We start from the raw sequence: 17,663 nt of genomic DNA, 5'->3' as shown, positions 1-17,663 counted from the left end.
TAGCGTTAGTGGTGAGCTATCTAAGAAAATGCGGCTTTAACATGGCGGATATAAGGCAAATTGGCTTCTATCCGCCAATTTGGGCGTTGGTCGGTAGCGACCACTCTCTAACAAAAAATATCGCGATCGCGGCCTACGGCCGCTTATCAAAAAGAACCCCGCCTAAAAAGGCGGGGTTCGTCAGCAATCTGAGCCAGTCGAAACTGGCTCTTTTCGGCAACGCCACCAATCAATAGACGTCATTATAATGCTTTAAAGATCGCTTCAACGCTTTGTTTCGCGTCCCCAAATAGCATACTGCTATTGTCTTTGAAGAACAGCGGGTTTTGCACCCCGGCATAACCTGTGTTCATTGAGCGCTTAAATACCACCACATTTTTGGCGTTCCAAACCTCAAGGACCGGCATGCCAGCGATGGGACTCGATGGATCGTCCGTCGCCGCAGGGTTTACCGTATCGTTGGCACCAATGACCAAAACCGTATCTGTGTCAGGGAAGTCATCATTGATTTCATCCATCTCCAGTACAATGTCATAAGGCACTTTGGCCTCAGCCAACAAGACGTTCATGTGGCCTGGTAAACGACCCGCAACAGGGTGAATCGCAAAGCGCACCTCAATCCCCATACTCCGGAGTTTTTCTGTCACCTCGTAAACAGGGTATTGGGCTTGCGCAACCGCCATGCCATAACCCGGGGCGATGACGACGCTGTTAGACTCTTTCAGCATTTCGGCAACTTCTTCGGCTGTGCTTTCTCGATACTCACCGACTTCGTCATCACCAGAAGACGCAGTGCCATCAGAGCCAAAGCCACCGGCGATCACACTAATGAAAGAGCGGTTCATCGCTTTACACATGATGTAAGACAGAATCGCCCCCGATGAGCCCACTAGCGCGCCTGTCACAATCAAGAGATCATTTGCCAACATAAAGCCAGCTGCAGCGGCGGCCCAACCTGAATAGGAGTTCAGCATCGATACCACCACGGGCATGTCTGCACCACCGATCGAGGCCACTAGGTGATAACCAAACGCTAACGCAATCACGGTCACTATCAGCAGTGCCGCTGTTGAACCTTCTGCGTTAACAAAGCTGATTAGCAACAGGAACGAGACAACGACAGCAGCCAAGTTAAGCTTGTGGCGATGTGGCAACATCAACGCCTTGGAAGAAATCACGCCACGTAGCTTACCAAAGGCGACAATCGAGCCGGTGAAAGTGATCGCACCGATAAAGACACCGAGGAAAATCTCGACCAAGTGGATATTAAGCATCGCGCCCGTCAGCGGCGGGTGATCGATGTAGGTATTAAAACCCACCAATACCGCAGCCAAACCCACGAAACTGTGTAGCATCGCCACCAGCTCAGGCATTTCTGTCATTTCTACGCGCTTAGCGTAATAAATACCGATCGCGCCACCAATGACCATGGCCAGAATAATCCAGCCCACACCTTGCACTTCCGGCCCCCAAATAGTGGCAACCAGAGCGATCGCCATCCCGGTAATCCCGTAATAGTTGCCTGCGCGCGCTGACTCTTGCTTTGATAGCCCAGCCAAACTGAGAATAAAACAAAGCGCAGCGACAATATACGCAGCTTGTACCAATCCTTCAGACATTCTTTCTCCTTACCCTTTACGGAACATTTCAAGCATGCGCTTTGTAACAGTAAAGCCGCCAAATATATTGATGCTGGCGATCAACACGGCAATGAAAGCAAGGAAGGTTACAAAGCCAATGCCTTGTCCTACCTGCAATAACGCCCCAACGATGATGATGCCTGAGATCGCATTGGTCACGGACATCAGCGGGGTATGCAGCGCGTGAGTAACATTCCATACCACGTAGTAGCCCACCACACAGGCCAGTACGAAAACGGTAAAGTGTGAGAGGAATTCACTGGGGGCATAATTGGCAATCCACCCGAACGCCCCTGCGGCAGCGGCCATCAGGCCATACTTGGTCGCACGAGAGGTTTTTTTGGGTGCCGGCTTAGGAGCGGGTTCTGCTTTAGGCTCTGCTTTGGGTTGCGCAGAGACTTGAATCGGTGGCGCAGGCCAGGTGACCTCGCCTTCTTTGATCACGGTAACCCCGCGCACGACCACATCATCAAAATCAATCTGGATGTTGCCGTCTTTCTCTTTGCAAAGCAGTTTGGTGAGGTTGACTAAGTTAGTCGCATAAAGCTGTGACGATTGGGTGGGCAAACGGCCGACCATATCGGTGTAACCAATCACTTTTACACCATTGGGCGTGGTGATCACTTGGTCTTTTTCCGTGTACTCACAGTTGCCACCATTGGCTGCGGCGAGATCGACGATCACACTGCCCGGCTTCATGCTGTCAACCATCTCTTTGGTGATCAGCGTGGGCGCTGGCTTACCAGGGATCAGTGCGGTCGTGACGATAATGTCGACATCTTCTGCTTGCTGCGCATAAAGCTTTTCCGCCGCCTGATTAAACTCGTCAGACATTTCTTTGGCATAACCATCGCCACTGTCTGAGTTGTCTTGTTTAAAGTCGACTTCTAGAAACTCCGCGCCCATGCTCTCGACTTGTTCTTTCACTTCAGGACGAACATCAAAAGCACGGACAATCGCCCCCAAGCTACCGGCTGCGCCAATCGCCGCTAGCCCAGCAACGCCAGCCCCCGCGACAAACACTTTCGCAGGCGGTACTTTACCCGCCGCCGTGATTTGTCCGGTAAAGAAGCGACCAAACTCATGCGCTGCTTCAACCACCGCACGATAACCGGCGATGTTCGCCATCGAACTTAGCGCATCCAATGACTGCGCACGCGAAATACGTGGGACCGCATCCATGGCCATCACATTCACGTTCTGCGCTGACAGACGTTCGAGTAATTCTTCGTTTTGAGCGGGCCAAATAAAGCTCACCAAGGTGGTGCCTGCTTGCAGCAATGCCACTTCATCTTGGCCTGTCTCTTCAATCACGCCTGGTGCATTAACTTTAAAGATGATGTCAGACTGCCAGGCAGCATCTGTATCAACAATGTTCGCCCCAGCTTGTTCGTACGCAGTGTCTTCAAAGCTTGCTTTTTCACCTGCACCCTTCTCTACTACGACGTCAAAACCGAGCTTGATAAGCTGCTCAACCGACTTAGGTGTCGCAGCTACCCTCGTTTCATTAACGAGCCTCTCTTTTGGAACACCAATCTGCATAGCTATTCCCTGAATGTTGGCTTATAAGAAATTTTTTTGGTTATCACAGGCGCTAAAAACGCGGCCTGAAATAGGTTCACTGACAAAAATAAGCATTCCAAGCGGTTTTATTCGCTTATCACGCTGTTGCGGTCTGTTGTCAGTATTTCGTGCTTAGCAACGCAACAGTGTTAACTTAACGAGTTTATTCCTTAATCACCACAGGGCGGGGATCGCCATTGGGGCATAAATGTGATCTGGGCTACACTTTATCCGAATTAATTGCTCATATTTATGCATTATTTTTGCTATCGCGCGATTCGTTGACGCCCCTCAATCAAATAGCCGATCACCGTTTTGATCAATCATCATTTTTGCTTTTGTGACCATCAAGCTGTTGGCATCTTCCTGACTTCCCAGCAAATCTGAGCGAATAAACGTATGAGTAAGTACCTTGTCATCAAGCGGTTTGCAAATGCGGCCACTGACACGATATTGACCGTTTTCGGCGGTCGATTCAGGGTATATTAAATAGCCTTGGTATTCTGTGGGGGTGACTGACACCTGTGGTTGTTTGTCGCTTCCCTTGGAAAACAGTGCAGAGAACCATCCCATCTTTTGTACTCCTCAATTGATCGCATTCGTCGGCTTAGCAAGCCACTCATTTTACGTAAACATTCGAGAACGATTAAACCATAAAAAAACGCCACATCTCGATGATGTGGCGTTTCGCGTTTTATCCGTTTTAAGTCGTCTTATCGGTTTATACCAATATCACGCTGCAAATGTGCCGGTAAGCGACTGGCATCATAAGCGGGAGCGTGTGTGCTGCTAGTGAACAGCACATCCATGGCGTGAGCGATCAGTCCTTTGATTGTTACCGCGTAAGATCGACGAGAACGGGGCATATTAACCGTTGCAGTCGTCATAAGATCCTCGCTTTGTTGTCTTAATCACTCGCCGCAAATTATAAGGTGCTGCCCCGAGATTTAAACTGATGAAAATTAAACCAATGGATTAGTTTTTCTAATCTAAAGTGCTTGCCGGTTAGCACGTATTCATTATGTTAAGTTGCAGTAAAATAAGCTAATCACTTACCTGACATACAAACCATCAATGAATTCAGTTTGTCTGTTTGAATTCACTGCTCGCTCCCTTATCCTGTCTGACTTTTTGTACGATAAGGCGTATTAATCATTGAAAAAGACTATTTTTCACTCGATTAGTTGTGTAAACCTGATAACATCGTGATTACACATGTGACCAAGGTGTTGACCATGCTCGCGTTTCTCGCCAAACATTCAGCGTTGTGTCTTTTTATTGCCGCATTGATTGGCTTTGCCTTTCCGAGCGTCTCGTTAGCCTTATTTCCGTTTTTACCTTATGTGCTATTCGCCTTGATGCTGTTTACCCTACTTGGCATTCATCAAGGCCTATTAGTGAAAGCGTTAGCTCAGTGGCAGGTCTGGGTGTACGCATTAGTTCACTCAGTGCTACTTACCATACTCACTTGTTCTCTCGCGTGGCTACTCGGCGCGTCTGCACCTTTGTTACTTGCCATCAGTGGTATTTGCGCTACTGGATCTTTGTTTGCAACACCAGCCATCATTCGTTCTTTGGGGATGGATGCGCTCATCGCCATGGCATATACCATTGCTTCAACGTTGCTGATGCCCGTGGTCTTGTTTATTAATCTCACGGTGCTATCCGGTGACTCATTTTCACTGGACCTGCAAAGCTATGCCGTGCGATTGGTGATCTTCATTTTTGGACCCATGCTGTTTGCCGCGCTTTTTCACGCGCTGATCAAACCAGAAAAGCTCAAACGCATTCACAGCAAACTGGCACAGTTTACGATTGTGCTAGTGTTCAGTTTTCCATTAGGGCTAGTAGGGCCATTCGGGGCAATGTGGCAAAACGACTCTGGGTATGCGTTAGAACTTTTAGCCATTTCAGTTGCAATTTGCATACTTTTTTTCATCATTGCGTATGGGCTATATCGCAAACGGGGGCGGGAGGCGAGTATGATCGCCGCCGTTTCGGCGGTCAATCGGAATGTACTGCTAACGTACACCGTTGCCGGTGCCGCGCTCGGGCCAGCATTTCTGCCATTAATCGGCGCGATACAGCTGCCAATCTATTTACAACCATTGTTAGTGCGTTGGGGAACCCGGCTCAAACAGGTTCCCCCGCAATCCGCGGATCAGTAAATGGGTTAAATGACCGGCACAAAGTAGACAATCGATGCCCAAGCCACCAACCAAAAACTGATCAAGCCGATATCAAACCAATCACGTTTTTCCATAACCCCTCACCTTTCGATAGTGTGTCGATCAATTCAGGTTCACTCTATGTATCGACAATCTTGTCAAAAACTTAAACGGCAATTGTCTGCCGTAAACACCAAGCTGACTATCAATAAGCAAGGGGCAGGCCAAGTTATTCACCCCAGCAGGTTTTTCTCTCACTAGACGTTCGGAGGTAACACACTAAAGGCTCAGTAGGTAGCGCTAACACTGGCTGCTGACGCGCATAGTCAATAAAGCACTCCGCCATGGATAAACCAATCGAGCGACGGTGGCCGGTTTGAATCGCATCGTATCCTTCTTTTCCTTGGGCGGTATAAGATGACGACACACCTGTGTATTGTCGCTCATTATCTATGGCTATCCAGTGATTACCGCGCTTTATCTCGAGTTGTGTTACCCGCGCACCCATCGGCTGCCACGCTTCGTAGCGATAGCGTATATCGGCGCAATACGGAAAACTGCCTGACCCGAGGCCCGTCATGCCATTGTCTGTGGCATTGTTGATTGCGCCTTCAATCGCACGACGGATCTGTGCCCCGGTTACCTGGTAGGCGATCACGTCGATAGCAAACGGTAACAACGCGCCTGCAATTAAAGCGGCCGAGAGCGGCCCGGCGTTTAAACTGACTCTCACGCCACCCGCATTATGAATAGCAAAATCGGCTTCAATACCTTGCTCACGAGCCGCCCATAAAAAGCTTTCTGTCACCAGCGGCGCCACTTCGCTGCCGCCCTCGCTGTCAGGCACACGCACATGACGGAGTCGTTGCGGCACATGTGTGACAACGTCACTTTCTAGTTGCGCCACATGGGGACGGTAGGTGCGCTGTAGATACTGTTTCAACGCGAGATCACTGGGTAACATCAGTACATTGTCTTGTCGGTTAAGATAGCTTCTTACTGCTTGATATGAGCCTTCAGTCAATTGCTGTTCCCGCGAGGCATCCATCGCGAGACTGCGCCCGAGCAACAAGTAATTTTGACCATCAAAGGCAACTGGCCGACCGTTTTCATCGATAGATAACGTAAAGCGACCGATGGCTTGCGCATGGCAACCCGCTTGCACAATCCAGGTATCATTGACTTTATAGCCGTAGGGATCTTCTTTCGCCAAACCAAGGTTTTGAAAGTCTCCCTGCAGCACATGGGTATGTCCTCCCACAATCACATTAATCCCATTAACCGCAGCCGCTAATTCCTTGTCTTTGTCATAACCCAAGTGGCTCAATAGAATAATGGTGTTCACGCCTTGTTGACGCAAAAAAGCCACGGTGTTTTCAGCGATGCGTGTTGCAGGCAAGAAAGGAGTATCATGATCAGGGTGTGCCAATGCCGCCATTTGCTCAACCGCTAAACTGAAGATACCCACTTTGTGTCCGGCATAGGTTTTAATGAGTGTACTCGCGCGCTCCTCCGGGGCGATGTATGGCAGTAAAGCGGGTTTCTCACTGACGCGCTTGTCCTTGTCTTTTGACTCATCCGCCACATGCCAATTCCCCGCAAGCAATGGGAATTGAATATCATCAAGAAAGTCAGCCACGGGGCCATTCCCTTGGTCAAGCTCGTGATTACCAATCGCCATCGCATCAATACCGAGTCGATTCAGCAAATCTGCATTCGCCTTACCTTTGAACAAGGAGTAATACAGAGTCCCTTGAAAGCAATCACCTGCGTGCAGAAAAAGGAATGCATGGTCACCTTGCTTAGCCTGCTCACGAAAATGTGCCACGGCTGAAGCAATACGTGCGAACCCGCCGCTATTGGCATAAACCGGTGTCGCATTATCATCCAAGTTCAGCGAGACAGGCGTGGACTCAAAGTGAGAGTGGGTGTCGTTAATATGGGCAATCGTTAACGAGAAAGGTTGTCGTGCTGTCATAATTATCCGTGTTACAACACAAAAAAGGATGATACAAGCTTAACATTGACACATGCAAGAAAGGTTAAGTTTCTGATAAATTAACGACAACGAAACGACAAGGAAGCAAGATGACCATGCAAGTTAACGATATCAAGGTGGCCTTTATTGGCCTAGGCGTGATGGGCTTTCCRATGGCTGGGCACCTTCAGCGCCACGGCTACCCAACTTGCGTCTATAACCGCACCACCGGCAAAGCCGAAGCTTGGTGCGACACCTATTCAGGCACATATGGAATAACGCCAGCCGAAGCCGTGGCTGATGCTGACATCGTCTTTATGTGCGTGGGAAACGATGATGACGTACGCAGTGTGGTGTATGGCGATATTGGTGTGTTAGCCAATATGAAAAAAGGCAGTACGCTGGTCGATCACACCACCACCTCTGCCGAGCTAGCCCTTGAGTTGGCACAAGTATGCGAGCGTCAAGGCCTGAGCTTTCTCGATGCCCCCGTCTCAGGCGGCCAAGCCGGTGCGGAAAAAGGCGCACTCACTATCATGGTCGGTGGCACCCCTAATGTGTTCAGTAACGTTGGACCGGTCATGAACGTCTATGCCAGCGCAATCCAGCATATTGGCCCGCATGGCAGCGGCCAGCGCTGCAAGATGGCTAACCAAATATGTATTGCCGGCGTCTTACAAGGCTTATCCGAGGCACTCACCTTCGCGCAATCCGCTGATCTCGATATCGAAAAGATGATCAATGCCATTAAGCACGGGGCCGCAGGCTCTTGGCAAATGGAAAATCGTGCTTTGACCATGGCAGAAGACAGTTTTGATTTTGGCTTTGCGATTGATTGGATGCGTAAAGATCTGGGCTTTTGTTTAGAAGAAGCCGCCAAGTTAGGCGTGGGACTTCCCTTAACCGAGCAGGTGGATCAACAGTATAACAAGTTACAAGCGCGCGGCTATGGCCGTTGCGACACCTCGGTCCTGATCAAGCAGTTTGATACAGATACCAAACCATCTTCATCGACCTGATCCAAACACGCGCCTTTCCTCGGCACCTGAGGCCGAGGAAAGGYGAAACAAGGTGTATACTAAAGTTAACCAATAAGGAGGGTTGCAATGACAGCTATCTATGTAATCTGCGCCATCGCCATGATGATTGGCCTGTTCACCTTATACGCCCCCTCTATTGAAAAATGGTGTGATAAGCAATTAAGCCCGAGAAAGAAAGATACGTAGTTAGTCACACCTGCCCCAGCTTTTCTCATCCCTTTGATTAAGTGGTATGATGCGCGCCATTCTTGCGCCACTGACTGATATCGTGTTGGCGCACTGGCATCAGCAAGGTTGTACAAACATGGTTAACAACAAAATCCAGTTGTTCTCGAACCAAGGATATTAAAACCCTATAACTTGCCAAAAAAACCTTGCTTAATGTTAACAATAAAGTCAATAGATAAATACCGGAACGTCTCACTAAATACAGCTACAAACCAGCTTTTTGGTCATCCTCCCCAAGTCAATGTTCTTCACAATGACTAAATCCCTAATCACATTATTTATCCGATCTAATATAAGCCGACTAGAATCTTAGGTATAGTTTCTTCAGTGCGTTAAACAAAGAGGAACTATTATGGCTATCAACTTCAAAGAAAAAGTTCGAGGAACAAGGGTATATCATAACGGARAAGCCATTAAACCTCGTCCACTTACTGAATCCAGTAAAATTGCAGCACAAGAAAGCTTCGAAAGTGATCGAGGCAGGATCCTCAACTCAGCTGCAATCAGAAGGCTTCAACAAAAAACTCAAGTCTTTCCCCTCGAACGTAATGCTGCAGTTCGCAGTCGTCTCACTCATTCTCTGGAAGTTCAACAAGTTGGTCGATACATCACTCAATTAATCTTTAAAGAGCTTTCTGAAGAGTCTAAGCAAGAGTACGAACTAACCGGATTAGAACGTCAATTTGAGTCGATAGTCGAAATGTCATGTTTAATGCATGACATTGGCAATCCACCTTTTGGACACTTTGGAGAGCGGGCTATAAACGATTGGTTTTCTAAAAATTTACTATCTCTAGTAATGGATAAGAAAGGTGAGCCCAAAATCGACTTGCCAAAGCCTATCCAACAAGATCTTACCAATTTCGAAGGTAACGCACAGGCTATCCGCCTAGTTCACACTCTACTCGAACTTAATCTAACCTATTCTCAAGTATCTAGTGTATTCAAGTATACTCGCCGTGGGGATCAGCCATCGCCTAAAACACATAACAATCCGGAGTTAGACGGCTATAACTATTTGATGAAAAAAGTGGGTTATTACTTAAGTGAATACCGCTACATAGAGTCACTAAAAACGGTGCTATCAATGGACTCTCATTGCCGCTCTCCATTTTCATACATAATGGAAGCTGCAGATGATATTTCCTACGGCATTGCAGACATTGAGGATGCTGTTGAAAAAGGCATTCTCACAGTAGATCAACTAAAAGAAGCTTTAGACGACGAATATCAATCTCTTGCAAAAGAGTACGATTTGCAAAACAATGACGAGATGAAAAAGATCGTTGATGTCGCCAGTGAAAGCGCTTCAAAAGCTGATAACTATGCGAACAGCCACTTCTTCATTACTCTTCGCGTGGAAATAAACAAACGCCTACCACAACATGCATGCAAACAGTTTATAGATAACATAGAGAAGGTATTTCATGGGAGCTTCAATAGAGCGCTAATTGAAGATAATAGTGATAATCATGCGTTAGTAAAAGCTCTTAAGAATGTGGCCATGAACTATGCTTTCTGCGATTCAGAAGTAGAAAAAAGTGAGCTACAAGGATATAGAATCATCACGGGGTTGCTTGAAGCGTACAGGCCATTATTACTACTAAACAAAGAGACGTTTATCAACATTAAAGGAGCCCCTCTATACGAGAGAAGGCTCTACAAAAAACTACCGAACAAGCATCTACGAGCATACGAAATAGCTATACAAAGATTAGAGCAAGAAAAAAACAAACCGTCTGACTCTCCGTACTTACCCTACGACTTTGATAGCGATGTTTGGGAGTTTTATTTTCGAGTCCGCCTCATCCAAGACTATATTAGCGGCATGACCGATCAGTACGCTTATGACGAGTATCGTAATCTACATGTGTTGGACTAAGTAAAAGCAGACAACCTGAATTTTAATTAAAATAAAAGGGAAGTCACCTTCCCTTTTAATCACTCTTAATTTACCTATTCACGAACATTCATTTTGAATTATCATCAATCCACTGATGTCTACCTGTAAATATAAGATGAAATCACAGATATTAGCCATTCAACCAAATCACCTCTTGCTCTAAAGCTAGGCCATGCTTCTTCATTTCCGTTACCAACTCTCGTAACTCTGATGACTGTGCTAAAAGTCTTTGGCTGTTACGTTCGAAAGAGGCAAAGTCCCGGGCGGTGTCAACCCAAAGCTGGTTTTGTCCATAACGCAACAAAAACGCCTTCCAATTCGGCATCATCCAAAACTCTGCTCTTTCTGTAAGCTTCTCTTTGAGGCGGCGGTAGTTATTCAGCCCTACTCCATCATAGTCAGCAAAAAAGTACACTATCGGTGCCCTTTCAGGCGCCGATAACCAATCAATCAGTTTGTTGTGTAGCTGCCCGCGGTACCAAATAACGGTAGTAGGGTCGTTATTGGGCAACCAATCTAGTCTGTCAAATAGCGCTTGGTTCTCCACCAACCAAATGGAATGTTCTGTGTGAAGATGGCTATTTCGCTCTCCGCCAACTTCAAGCGAGAATACACCAAACGCTTCTGTGGCTGCATTTAAGTACTCGGTTGGCACTCCGGAAACATCCCACAAAGGGTTCGCAACCGTTTTAGCCAGCACGTAACTGACATCGAGACCTGCGTATCCTTGTTTGCTGCTGCGTGTCGAGGCTATGTTTACCGTTCGTTGCGGTACACTGGAAGATACATGTTGATCGGGGGCTAATCGTTCAAGTTCAACGGCGGCTACATCCATGTCTTGAATTCGATAAACAACACCACGGCCTTTAGGCGTAATTTGCACACACCGCGTTTTGTGATTGAACGCTTCAAGCTGCTTCTTTTGAGACGGTGTCATTGTACTCCCGGCAACGGAATCAGGGTAAACCTCAACGAGTCTCGAGAGTGCTTTCACCAACGCCTGGCTCATAGCGATGGCTCTGCATATGATTGGGGCAGCTCTTGACTCTCTAGTGGTTCGAAAATCTGCCAGCTATTACGACTAATATGATTTTTGCCATTGGCTTGGTGAATTGGCACACAATAACGCGCGGTGGTTAAGGGGGCTGGTGAGGCAAATATCAAGGCAAAACCGAATTGATCCGCAATCTCTATCAAGCTCGTTTGGTTCTGGGTATCCAAAGCTGACGCTTCATCCAAATAACAGACTGCTTTCATTTGGTGGCGTTTATCTTGCATGAGGTACAACATCGCCAGGCCCGTCACAAGCTTCGCCATCAATACGGTTCCGTTAGAGGCGGCACTATCAATTTCTTCAAATGACTCTTGCTGCTGGCCGTGCTTGGCAACGACAAATTCAAGCCGGAATAAATCTGCCACTCTTAAACCTTGGCGAGCATTGCCCTCATCAATCAGCAGGCTCTTCGCGCGCTCTAAATCAGCATCATCGAGAATACTGCCCTGATCAAATAGCTCAAAACTTTGACCACTTTCAGTTTGCTCTGCTTGTTGGATCAGCACATTCATCGCATCAACAAGCAGACTTTGTTCGACTGGCTCAATTTTGAAAACTTTAAGATCTGACAGCTGCCTTTGGCTGATCAGGCGGTTGAATTCCTTCATCTTACTTTGCAATGCATATAACCCACTGCGCAGCTCTCTTAAACTGGCAGTGACGTTGACGACGGCCGATCGGGCCCGCCTTTCCAGTGCTTTTTTCTCATCGTCCAAACAATGATTGAATTGAATAATGCCCTCTAATTCTTCATCTTGTGTTTGCGCCATCTGAAACTTAGTCAGCCCTTTTTGACCCAATTCATTTTTCATTTGGCGCAATTCTTTTGATAGCTGATCAAGGGCTTTGCAATCTTCAATGTAGTCCTGAAGACGATCCGGAAGTGACGCCAAAGACCAATCATCCCCCGCTATCCAGGGCGAATGTGGTTGGTCAGAAAGTCCGCTAAATAGCGCTTGGTCATCTATTCTTTGTTTTTTTAGTTTTTCAACACTGCTCTCGTCTGAAGCCAGCTTATTAAGCTTATCCGCCACCTCACTTAATTGCGTTGAAAGATCGGCTTGCTTCTTTCCTGAGTTGTTAAGCGCATCGTTAATCGCTACTCGCTGTTTCTCAACAGCCTGTCTTTGCTCGATTCGCTGTGCTTGATTGTGTGTTAAATCCTGTAATTTTTGGAAGTCTTTTAGCTCTTGTTCATACTGCCTAACGGCACTATTTAATTCGGCCTTTTTCCTCTCAGCCGCTTCTTGCTCTCTACTCGCTTGAAGTAATTCTTTGAGCTCGTTTATTTGCTCATTAACGCTATCAATTTCCTCCGATATCTCTGACTCTGTTTTTTGCACATGCTGAGGCAATAGCTCATGAAGCGACAATGTTAAACCGGGGAGCAAGCATTGCTGTGAGGACTCGCGATTGAAAACGCTTCGCAACTGCTCAGCATTAAGCGAGTACTGCGAAGCGGGCAGTAGCAGGACTTGTTGGCTGAGCACTTTGTTTAGATTATCTAACTCGTGTGTATTGAGCGTCTTAGAAAGGTGAAGGTATAAATTGTCATTTAGGGTTCGCTGTTGAGACTGCAACCGCTGGCGCTGCTGTTCTTTTTCTTGCAATTGTTTGCTAAGCATCTCGGAAGAGAAGCGCTGGGACTGAACACATAATGTGGCCTGCGCTTCATACTCTTTCTCGGCGGATCGTAACTGACTCTCTAGGAACTCTTGATTCGGAATCAGGGCAAAGCGCGCTTTAAGCTCTTGATAATGCTGCTCCGTGCGATCTAGCTTTGCCAACTCATTAACTAAGTCTTGGCGTTTACCTGCTTGAGCGATATCTTGGTCTCTAAGTTCACGTGAGGCTTGTTCAAGCTTAGCCTTTTGTTTAACTAGCAGTTCCCGCGTCGTTTGAACGTGACCATGCCAGTCTTTTAGCAACTCATCCACTTTCGGTTGGCATACGGCGATCTTTCCTCGTAAAGATAAAGTTCGCTCAAACTTTTGCTCGAGTTGGTAAATCGTCTCTCGATTATTGAAAGCGGCTAGGTACTGCTCGCGCTCTATGTTAATGTCTTGAAACGCCTTTTCCCATTCCTGCTTAAAATCGATGCTAGCGTTGGGTAGCTCTCGACTAAATATCGTCAACAAATATTCTTTCACATCACTAGAATTTAGTTTGTCGAGTCGCAGCGTCTTGGTGAGTACCTGCTGGAAGGAACGGGCATCGCTAATATGCTCAAGCTTGAATACGGTAAAATCAATATCGCTCGTCTTCTTGCTTTTTGCACCGCCATAAATCAAGTGGCGAAAGTCCCTCTCGTTATATCGGGAGACGCTATATTTCTTTTTTGCTAAGTGACTGACAAGCTTTGGTTGGCTGACGATATTACCATCATCTAAGCGATAATCGTTTAAATTCAACTCTCCCTTGTAGGCAAAGTACTCATAGTCATGACCCACCCCTTTACCTACACACCCAAACACCACTGTGCCCGTTTGCGGTAGAATTACTTCTAGTAAGATGTAGGCGCTGTTATTTGGGAAGTAAAAGCGACGCGTTTGATCTCGCGTGTGTGAGCCAAAATCCATTTTTCTCTGATCGATGATAAGCAGAAATTGAAGCGCATTGATAAGGCTTGTTTTGCCATGGTTATTGGGTGCGATTAATGACACAGAATCGTCGAGAGGAAGTTCAGCACGCTGGTATCCCGCACTGCCGATTAACGCTACACGTTGAAAGCCATAACTTAACATGATTCACCTTCCTCATAAGCCGTAGCCGCTATATCACTCTCAGATGCGTGCTCTGTAATTGCTTGGAAGTGATCAAGGTAGCGATATACCGACGGCAGCAAACGCCAGTGATTGTTCTCTTGAACGGCAAAACCTTTTCGCACAGCGTTGTCGAGTATCTTTACGAGTGCATCTCGGTCTAGCTCTTCTGTATCCAAAAGTCCTTGGTGCTTTTCGTAAATGTCATCAAGTAAAGGATTATCAATTGTCCATTGGTAAAACTGGCCAAGGGAGCGACCGCTATCCGCTTGATGATCAAATAGCACCATCAGCAATAATGCTAACTGACGCGATTGTTTATTGATGTTCTGATTACCTTCTTCATCATGAAACCAAGCAAAGCCGCGTCCATCAATGCGCAAATCAAAACCTAGGTTTGCAAATAGATACTGATACTGTTCTGCTTGCAATTCAAGCTCATGCCATAGCGCGGCATCCGCCGAGCGGTTAAGGTGTCGTCCAGAACTAAAAAGGTGAAATAACTCGGTCAAATGTGCCAGTTCATTTAAATCGATTTTACTATTTTGCATGATCTATACCCTTTGCAGGAGTTGGATCAGTTAATGCTCTGATTTTATGAGGGTAATAAGTAACGGCGACGGTGTTTAAAACTGTGGTATTCGAATGTGGCCCTAACGTGCTTTCCCATTGAGGCTCTTGTACAAGTTCGTGGTAAAGTCTTAATAACGCTGCGTCCGGTAAATGCGGATAGTGCTCCCTCAGCCATATCATAAGATTGTCAACCGGCAACGAATCGCTCAACTGTTCTCTCAACCGCGCTTCATCCACCCAGCTGACCGTTGAACTCGTCGGTCCATCCTCTTCATCAGGGAAAACAACAGCAATAGGCTCAAAATTCATGAATTCAGCCATCAACTCGCGCACCTCATTGCCCAATTGAATTTTGGTGACACGGCTACTTGTCCACAAAGGTAATCCCTTGGCGTTGAGTCCTCGCACTAATCCCTTTTTACGAACTTGACTGAGCTGCTTACTAATCACCGCTGAAAGCTGGTTATGCTGTCTTGCTTCCTCTCGTAATGGCAGCAAAGTGTCGGCACATTGTTGAGCAATGACGCGTCCTTGATAACGAAGCTCTTTAACTTGATAAGCTATCTGGCGCATTGCCAGCCTTTGTTGATATAAAGCGCCACGTATCGAGAGTAGATCGACCGCATAATCCAGCGCTTCTTCTGCTTTTTCCAACAAAGGATAGAAGCTACCACCAAGGCCGCTATCCATCATTTCGTTCATCGGCTCGACATATTGATCGTACACCTCTAGGACTTCACGGTAACGACGTTCAATTGGCACACTGGTATCCGCCGATTTCGCTAATTCTGCTATTTCAAAAATTGCTTGTTTGTCTTGGATTAGCTGTTGAATGATCTTTCTGACAAGCTCTGAGAGTCTGTTCGAGCCGGTACGTAGCAGATCATTGTCCGACCCATCTAGCCCTTCTAACACCTGGCTGGTGGCGTCTTTAATCGCGTCCACTCGCGCTCTAAGTACTGCTGATAGGCCAAGCTCATGCTCTTGCGTCAAGCCTCTCACAAAATCCACGACTAATGTATTTAGCTGATAGTCACTACTTCGATTGATAGGTTGCAATATATCTGCATTAATAAGGCTAGTGAGCACAGTATTACTGTCTGTTTGCTTATTTTTGAATTGATTGATCACCTGCTCAAGTACTCTCAGCTCAAACGCTGGAAACTCCCGCGAAAGCCGCGTTAACTGCTCAACAACCTCCCAATGTTGATGTAACTGAAAAATGAGACTTTTAGGTGCGACCATTTCACTCCCTTACCCAACAACTTATCGACTTTGATTCAACCGATTCTGTATCAAGATCGGACAGCTTTTATAATGTCCTCTTAATAACAGCATACCAGCAGGTAAACACTGAACGTATAAACGTGTCGAATAACTAGACTAGGATCTAAATTGCGTACATAGTCTATTAGGTGAGAGTGGCTATTCCGATACCGCGCGTTCTCATCGATAATCCAGAGCACCCCAGCTTTTCTCATCCCTCTGATTAAGTGGTATGATGCGCGCCATTATCGCGCCACTGACTGATATCGTGTTGGCGCACTGGCATCAGCAAGGTTGTACAAACATGGTTAACAACAAAATCCAGTGGTTTCCTGGGCATATGCATAAAGCTCGCAAGGAGATCGAAGAGGTCGTCCCCAAGATCGACGTGATCATCGAGGTGCTCGATGCGCGCATTCCGTTTAGTAGCGAAAACCCGCTCATCGGCACGCTGCGTGGTGAAAAGCCGGTGATCAAGGTACTGAATAAGCGCGATCTGGCCGATCCGACGATGACCGAAATGTGGATGGCTCACCTAGAAAAAGAGCAAGGCGTGTCGGCGATGGCAATCACTACCTCGCACCCGCATGAAGTCAATCAAATCATGGATCGCTGCCGCTCACTCGCCCCACACCGTGAAACCATGGGAAAAAACATTCGCTCGATGATCATGGGGATCCCCAACGTCGGCAAGTCCACGATTATTAATAGCCTTGCTGGCCGAGTGATAGCCAAAACCGGCAACCAACCCGCGGTGACGCGCCAACAGCAGCGGATCAACCTGCAAAACGGCGTGGTGCTATCCGATACACCCGGGATTTTATGGCCAAAGGTTGAGAACCCACACAGCGGTTTTCGTCTCGCGGCAACCGGCGCCGTTAAAGACACGGCAATGGATTATGACGAAGTCGCCTTTTATACCGTGGAATACTTGGCGAGCGCCTATCCCGAGCGGCTTAAAGAACGCTATCAGCTTGATGCATTACCCGAAACAGACATTGAGTTAATGGAAGCGATTGGTGCCAAACGCGGTTGTTTGCGCGCAGGTGGACGGGTCGACTTGCATAAAGCCTCAGAAGTGCTGTTGCACGACTTACGCGCTGGTGCGCTGGGTGGCCTCACTTTAGAAAAACCGGATATGATTGAAACCGAGCTGGTACAGGTTGAAGAAGACAACGCCCGCCGAGAGCAAGAAAAAGCCGCTAAAAAAGAGGCCCGTCGTAAGCGTTACCTCAAAAATAAGCGATGATTTAGATAAAGACGAACAAAGGGGCTTAAAGCCCCTTTCAGACTGCTGACAAAGGTCTAGCTTTCGAGCTAGACCTTTGATCTAATAGGAGTGTCGCAATAGGGATGCTCCGGTATGCTTCAAGAACCTTCTCCTCTCCACACCAATATGAACTTGAAATGGTGACGATGGAACAACTTGTTCCCAAAGACCATCTTGTTCGTAAAATCGACCGTGCCATCGACTTCGAGTTTATTCGA

General features: G+C 47.0%; 13 protein-coding genes and 1 pseudogene. 5 read left to right on the top strand and 9 right to left on the bottom strand.

The genetic code is table 11. The annotated features are described in order from the left end of the window. Window positions 1-236 (top strand): hypothetical protein (locus BZG73_RS16030; RefSeq protein WP_158075313.1); only part of this gene is annotated, 236 nt, incomplete at its 5' end. Between the two features lie 6 nt (window positions 237-242). On the opposite strand, the gene pntB is transcribed toward BZG73_RS16030, so the two are convergent. The 4 genes from pntB to BZG73_RS16080 form a co-directional block, all read right to left on the bottom strand. After that, complete coding sequence (gene pntB / locus BZG73_RS15295) at window positions 243-1,619, bottom strand: Re/Si-specific NAD(P)(+) transhydrogenase subunit beta (protein WP_046075871.1); 1,377 nt, start codon at window positions 1,617-1,619, stop codon at window positions 243-245. A gap of 9 nt (window positions 1,620-1,628) precedes the next feature. Further along, a complete protein-coding gene (locus BZG73_RS15290) occupies window positions 1,629-3,182 on the bottom strand; it encodes a Re/Si-specific NAD(P)(+) transhydrogenase subunit alpha (RefSeq protein ID WP_046075872.1) in 1,554 nt (517 codons plus the stop codon). A 312-nt stretch (window positions 3,183-3,494) separates the two neighbouring features. After that, a complete protein-coding gene (locus BZG73_RS15285) occupies window positions 3,495-3,776 on the bottom strand; it encodes an HlyU family transcriptional regulator (protein WP_046075873.1) in 282 nt (93 codons plus the stop codon). A 140-nt stretch (window positions 3,777-3,916) separates the two neighbouring features. Further along, window positions 3,917-4,090, bottom strand: a complete 174-nt coding sequence (locus BZG73_RS16080; RefSeq protein WP_167369760.1) for a hypothetical protein — start codon at window positions 4,088-4,090, stop codon at window positions 3,917-3,919. Window positions 4,091-4,438: 348 nt separating this feature from the next. Between BZG73_RS16080 and BZG73_RS15280 the strand changes: the two genes are divergently transcribed. After that, window positions 4,439-5,371 (top strand): hypothetical protein, encoded by a 933-nt coding sequence (locus BZG73_RS15280; RefSeq protein ID WP_198531486.1) that lies wholly within the window; start codon window positions 4,439-4,441, stop codon window positions 5,369-5,371. Between the two features lie 229 nt (window positions 5,372-5,600). On the opposite strand, the gene BZG73_RS15275 is transcribed toward BZG73_RS15280, so the two are convergent. Next, on the bottom strand, window positions 5,601-7,349 hold the full coding sequence (locus BZG73_RS15275) for a bifunctional metallophosphatase/5'-nucleotidase (RefSeq protein ID WP_077668763.1): 1,749 nt from the start codon (window positions 7,347-7,349) through the stop codon (window positions 5,601-5,603). 107 nt (window positions 7,350-7,456) lie between these two features. Here BZG73_RS15275 and BZG73_RS15270 point away from each other — a divergent pair. Next, window positions 7,457-8,368: pseudogene (locus BZG73_RS15270) on the top strand (NAD(P)-dependent oxidoreductase); the annotation flags it as partial. 601 nt (window positions 8,369-8,969) lie between these two features. Then, entirely contained in the window at window positions 8,970-10,499 is a 1,530-nt protein-coding gene (dgt, locus tag BZG73_RS15265; RefSeq protein WP_077668761.1) for a dGTPase, read from the top strand. A gap of 151 nt (window positions 10,500-10,650) precedes the next feature. On the opposite strand, the gene BZG73_RS15260 is transcribed toward dgt, so the two are convergent. The 4 genes from BZG73_RS15260 to BZG73_RS15245 all read right to left on the bottom strand — a co-directional run bounded on the left by BZG73_RS15260 (window position 10,651) and on the right by BZG73_RS15245 (window position 16,154). Then, window positions 10,651-11,457, bottom strand: a complete 807-nt coding sequence (locus BZG73_RS15260) for a DUF7281 domain-containing protein (protein WP_235606091.1) — start codon at window positions 11,455-11,457, stop codon at window positions 10,651-10,653. Window positions 11,458-11,525: 68 nt separating this feature from the next. Then, window positions 11,526-14,318: a coiled-coil domain-containing protein gene (locus BZG73_RS15255; protein ID WP_077668759.1), complete on the bottom strand. Its 2,793-nt coding sequence runs from the start codon at window positions 14,316-14,318 to the stop codon at window positions 11,526-11,528. Continuing rightward, entirely contained in the window at window positions 14,312-14,887 is a 576-nt protein-coding gene (locus BZG73_RS15250; RefSeq protein ID WP_046075878.1) for a condensin complex protein MksE, read from the bottom strand. The genes BZG73_RS15255 and BZG73_RS15250 overlap by 7 nt, the downstream gene beginning before the upstream one ends. After that, on the bottom strand, window positions 14,877-16,154 hold the full coding sequence (locus BZG73_RS15245; RefSeq protein ID WP_077668758.1) for a hypothetical protein: 1,278 nt from the start codon (window positions 16,152-16,154) through the stop codon (window positions 14,877-14,879). Before BZG73_RS15245 ends, BZG73_RS15250 begins: the two co-directional genes overlap by 11 nt. Window positions 16,155-16,479: 325 nt before the next feature. Here BZG73_RS15245 and ylqF point away from each other — a divergent pair, with 325 nt between their 5' ends. Beyond that, complete coding sequence (ylqF, locus tag BZG73_RS15240) at window positions 16,480-17,424, top strand: ribosome biogenesis GTPase YlqF (RefSeq protein ID WP_077668765.1); 945 nt, start codon at window positions 16,480-16,482, stop codon at window positions 17,422-17,424. The last annotated feature ends 239 nt before the right edge of the window (window positions 17,425-17,663 follow it).

This window comes from Salinivibrio siamensis (genome assembly GCF_001996005.1).
GTDB lineage: Bacteria > Pseudomonadota > Gammaproteobacteria > Enterobacterales > Vibrionaceae > Salinivibrio > Salinivibrio siamensis.
This window is presented reverse-complemented; position numbering and strand designations above follow the sequence as displayed.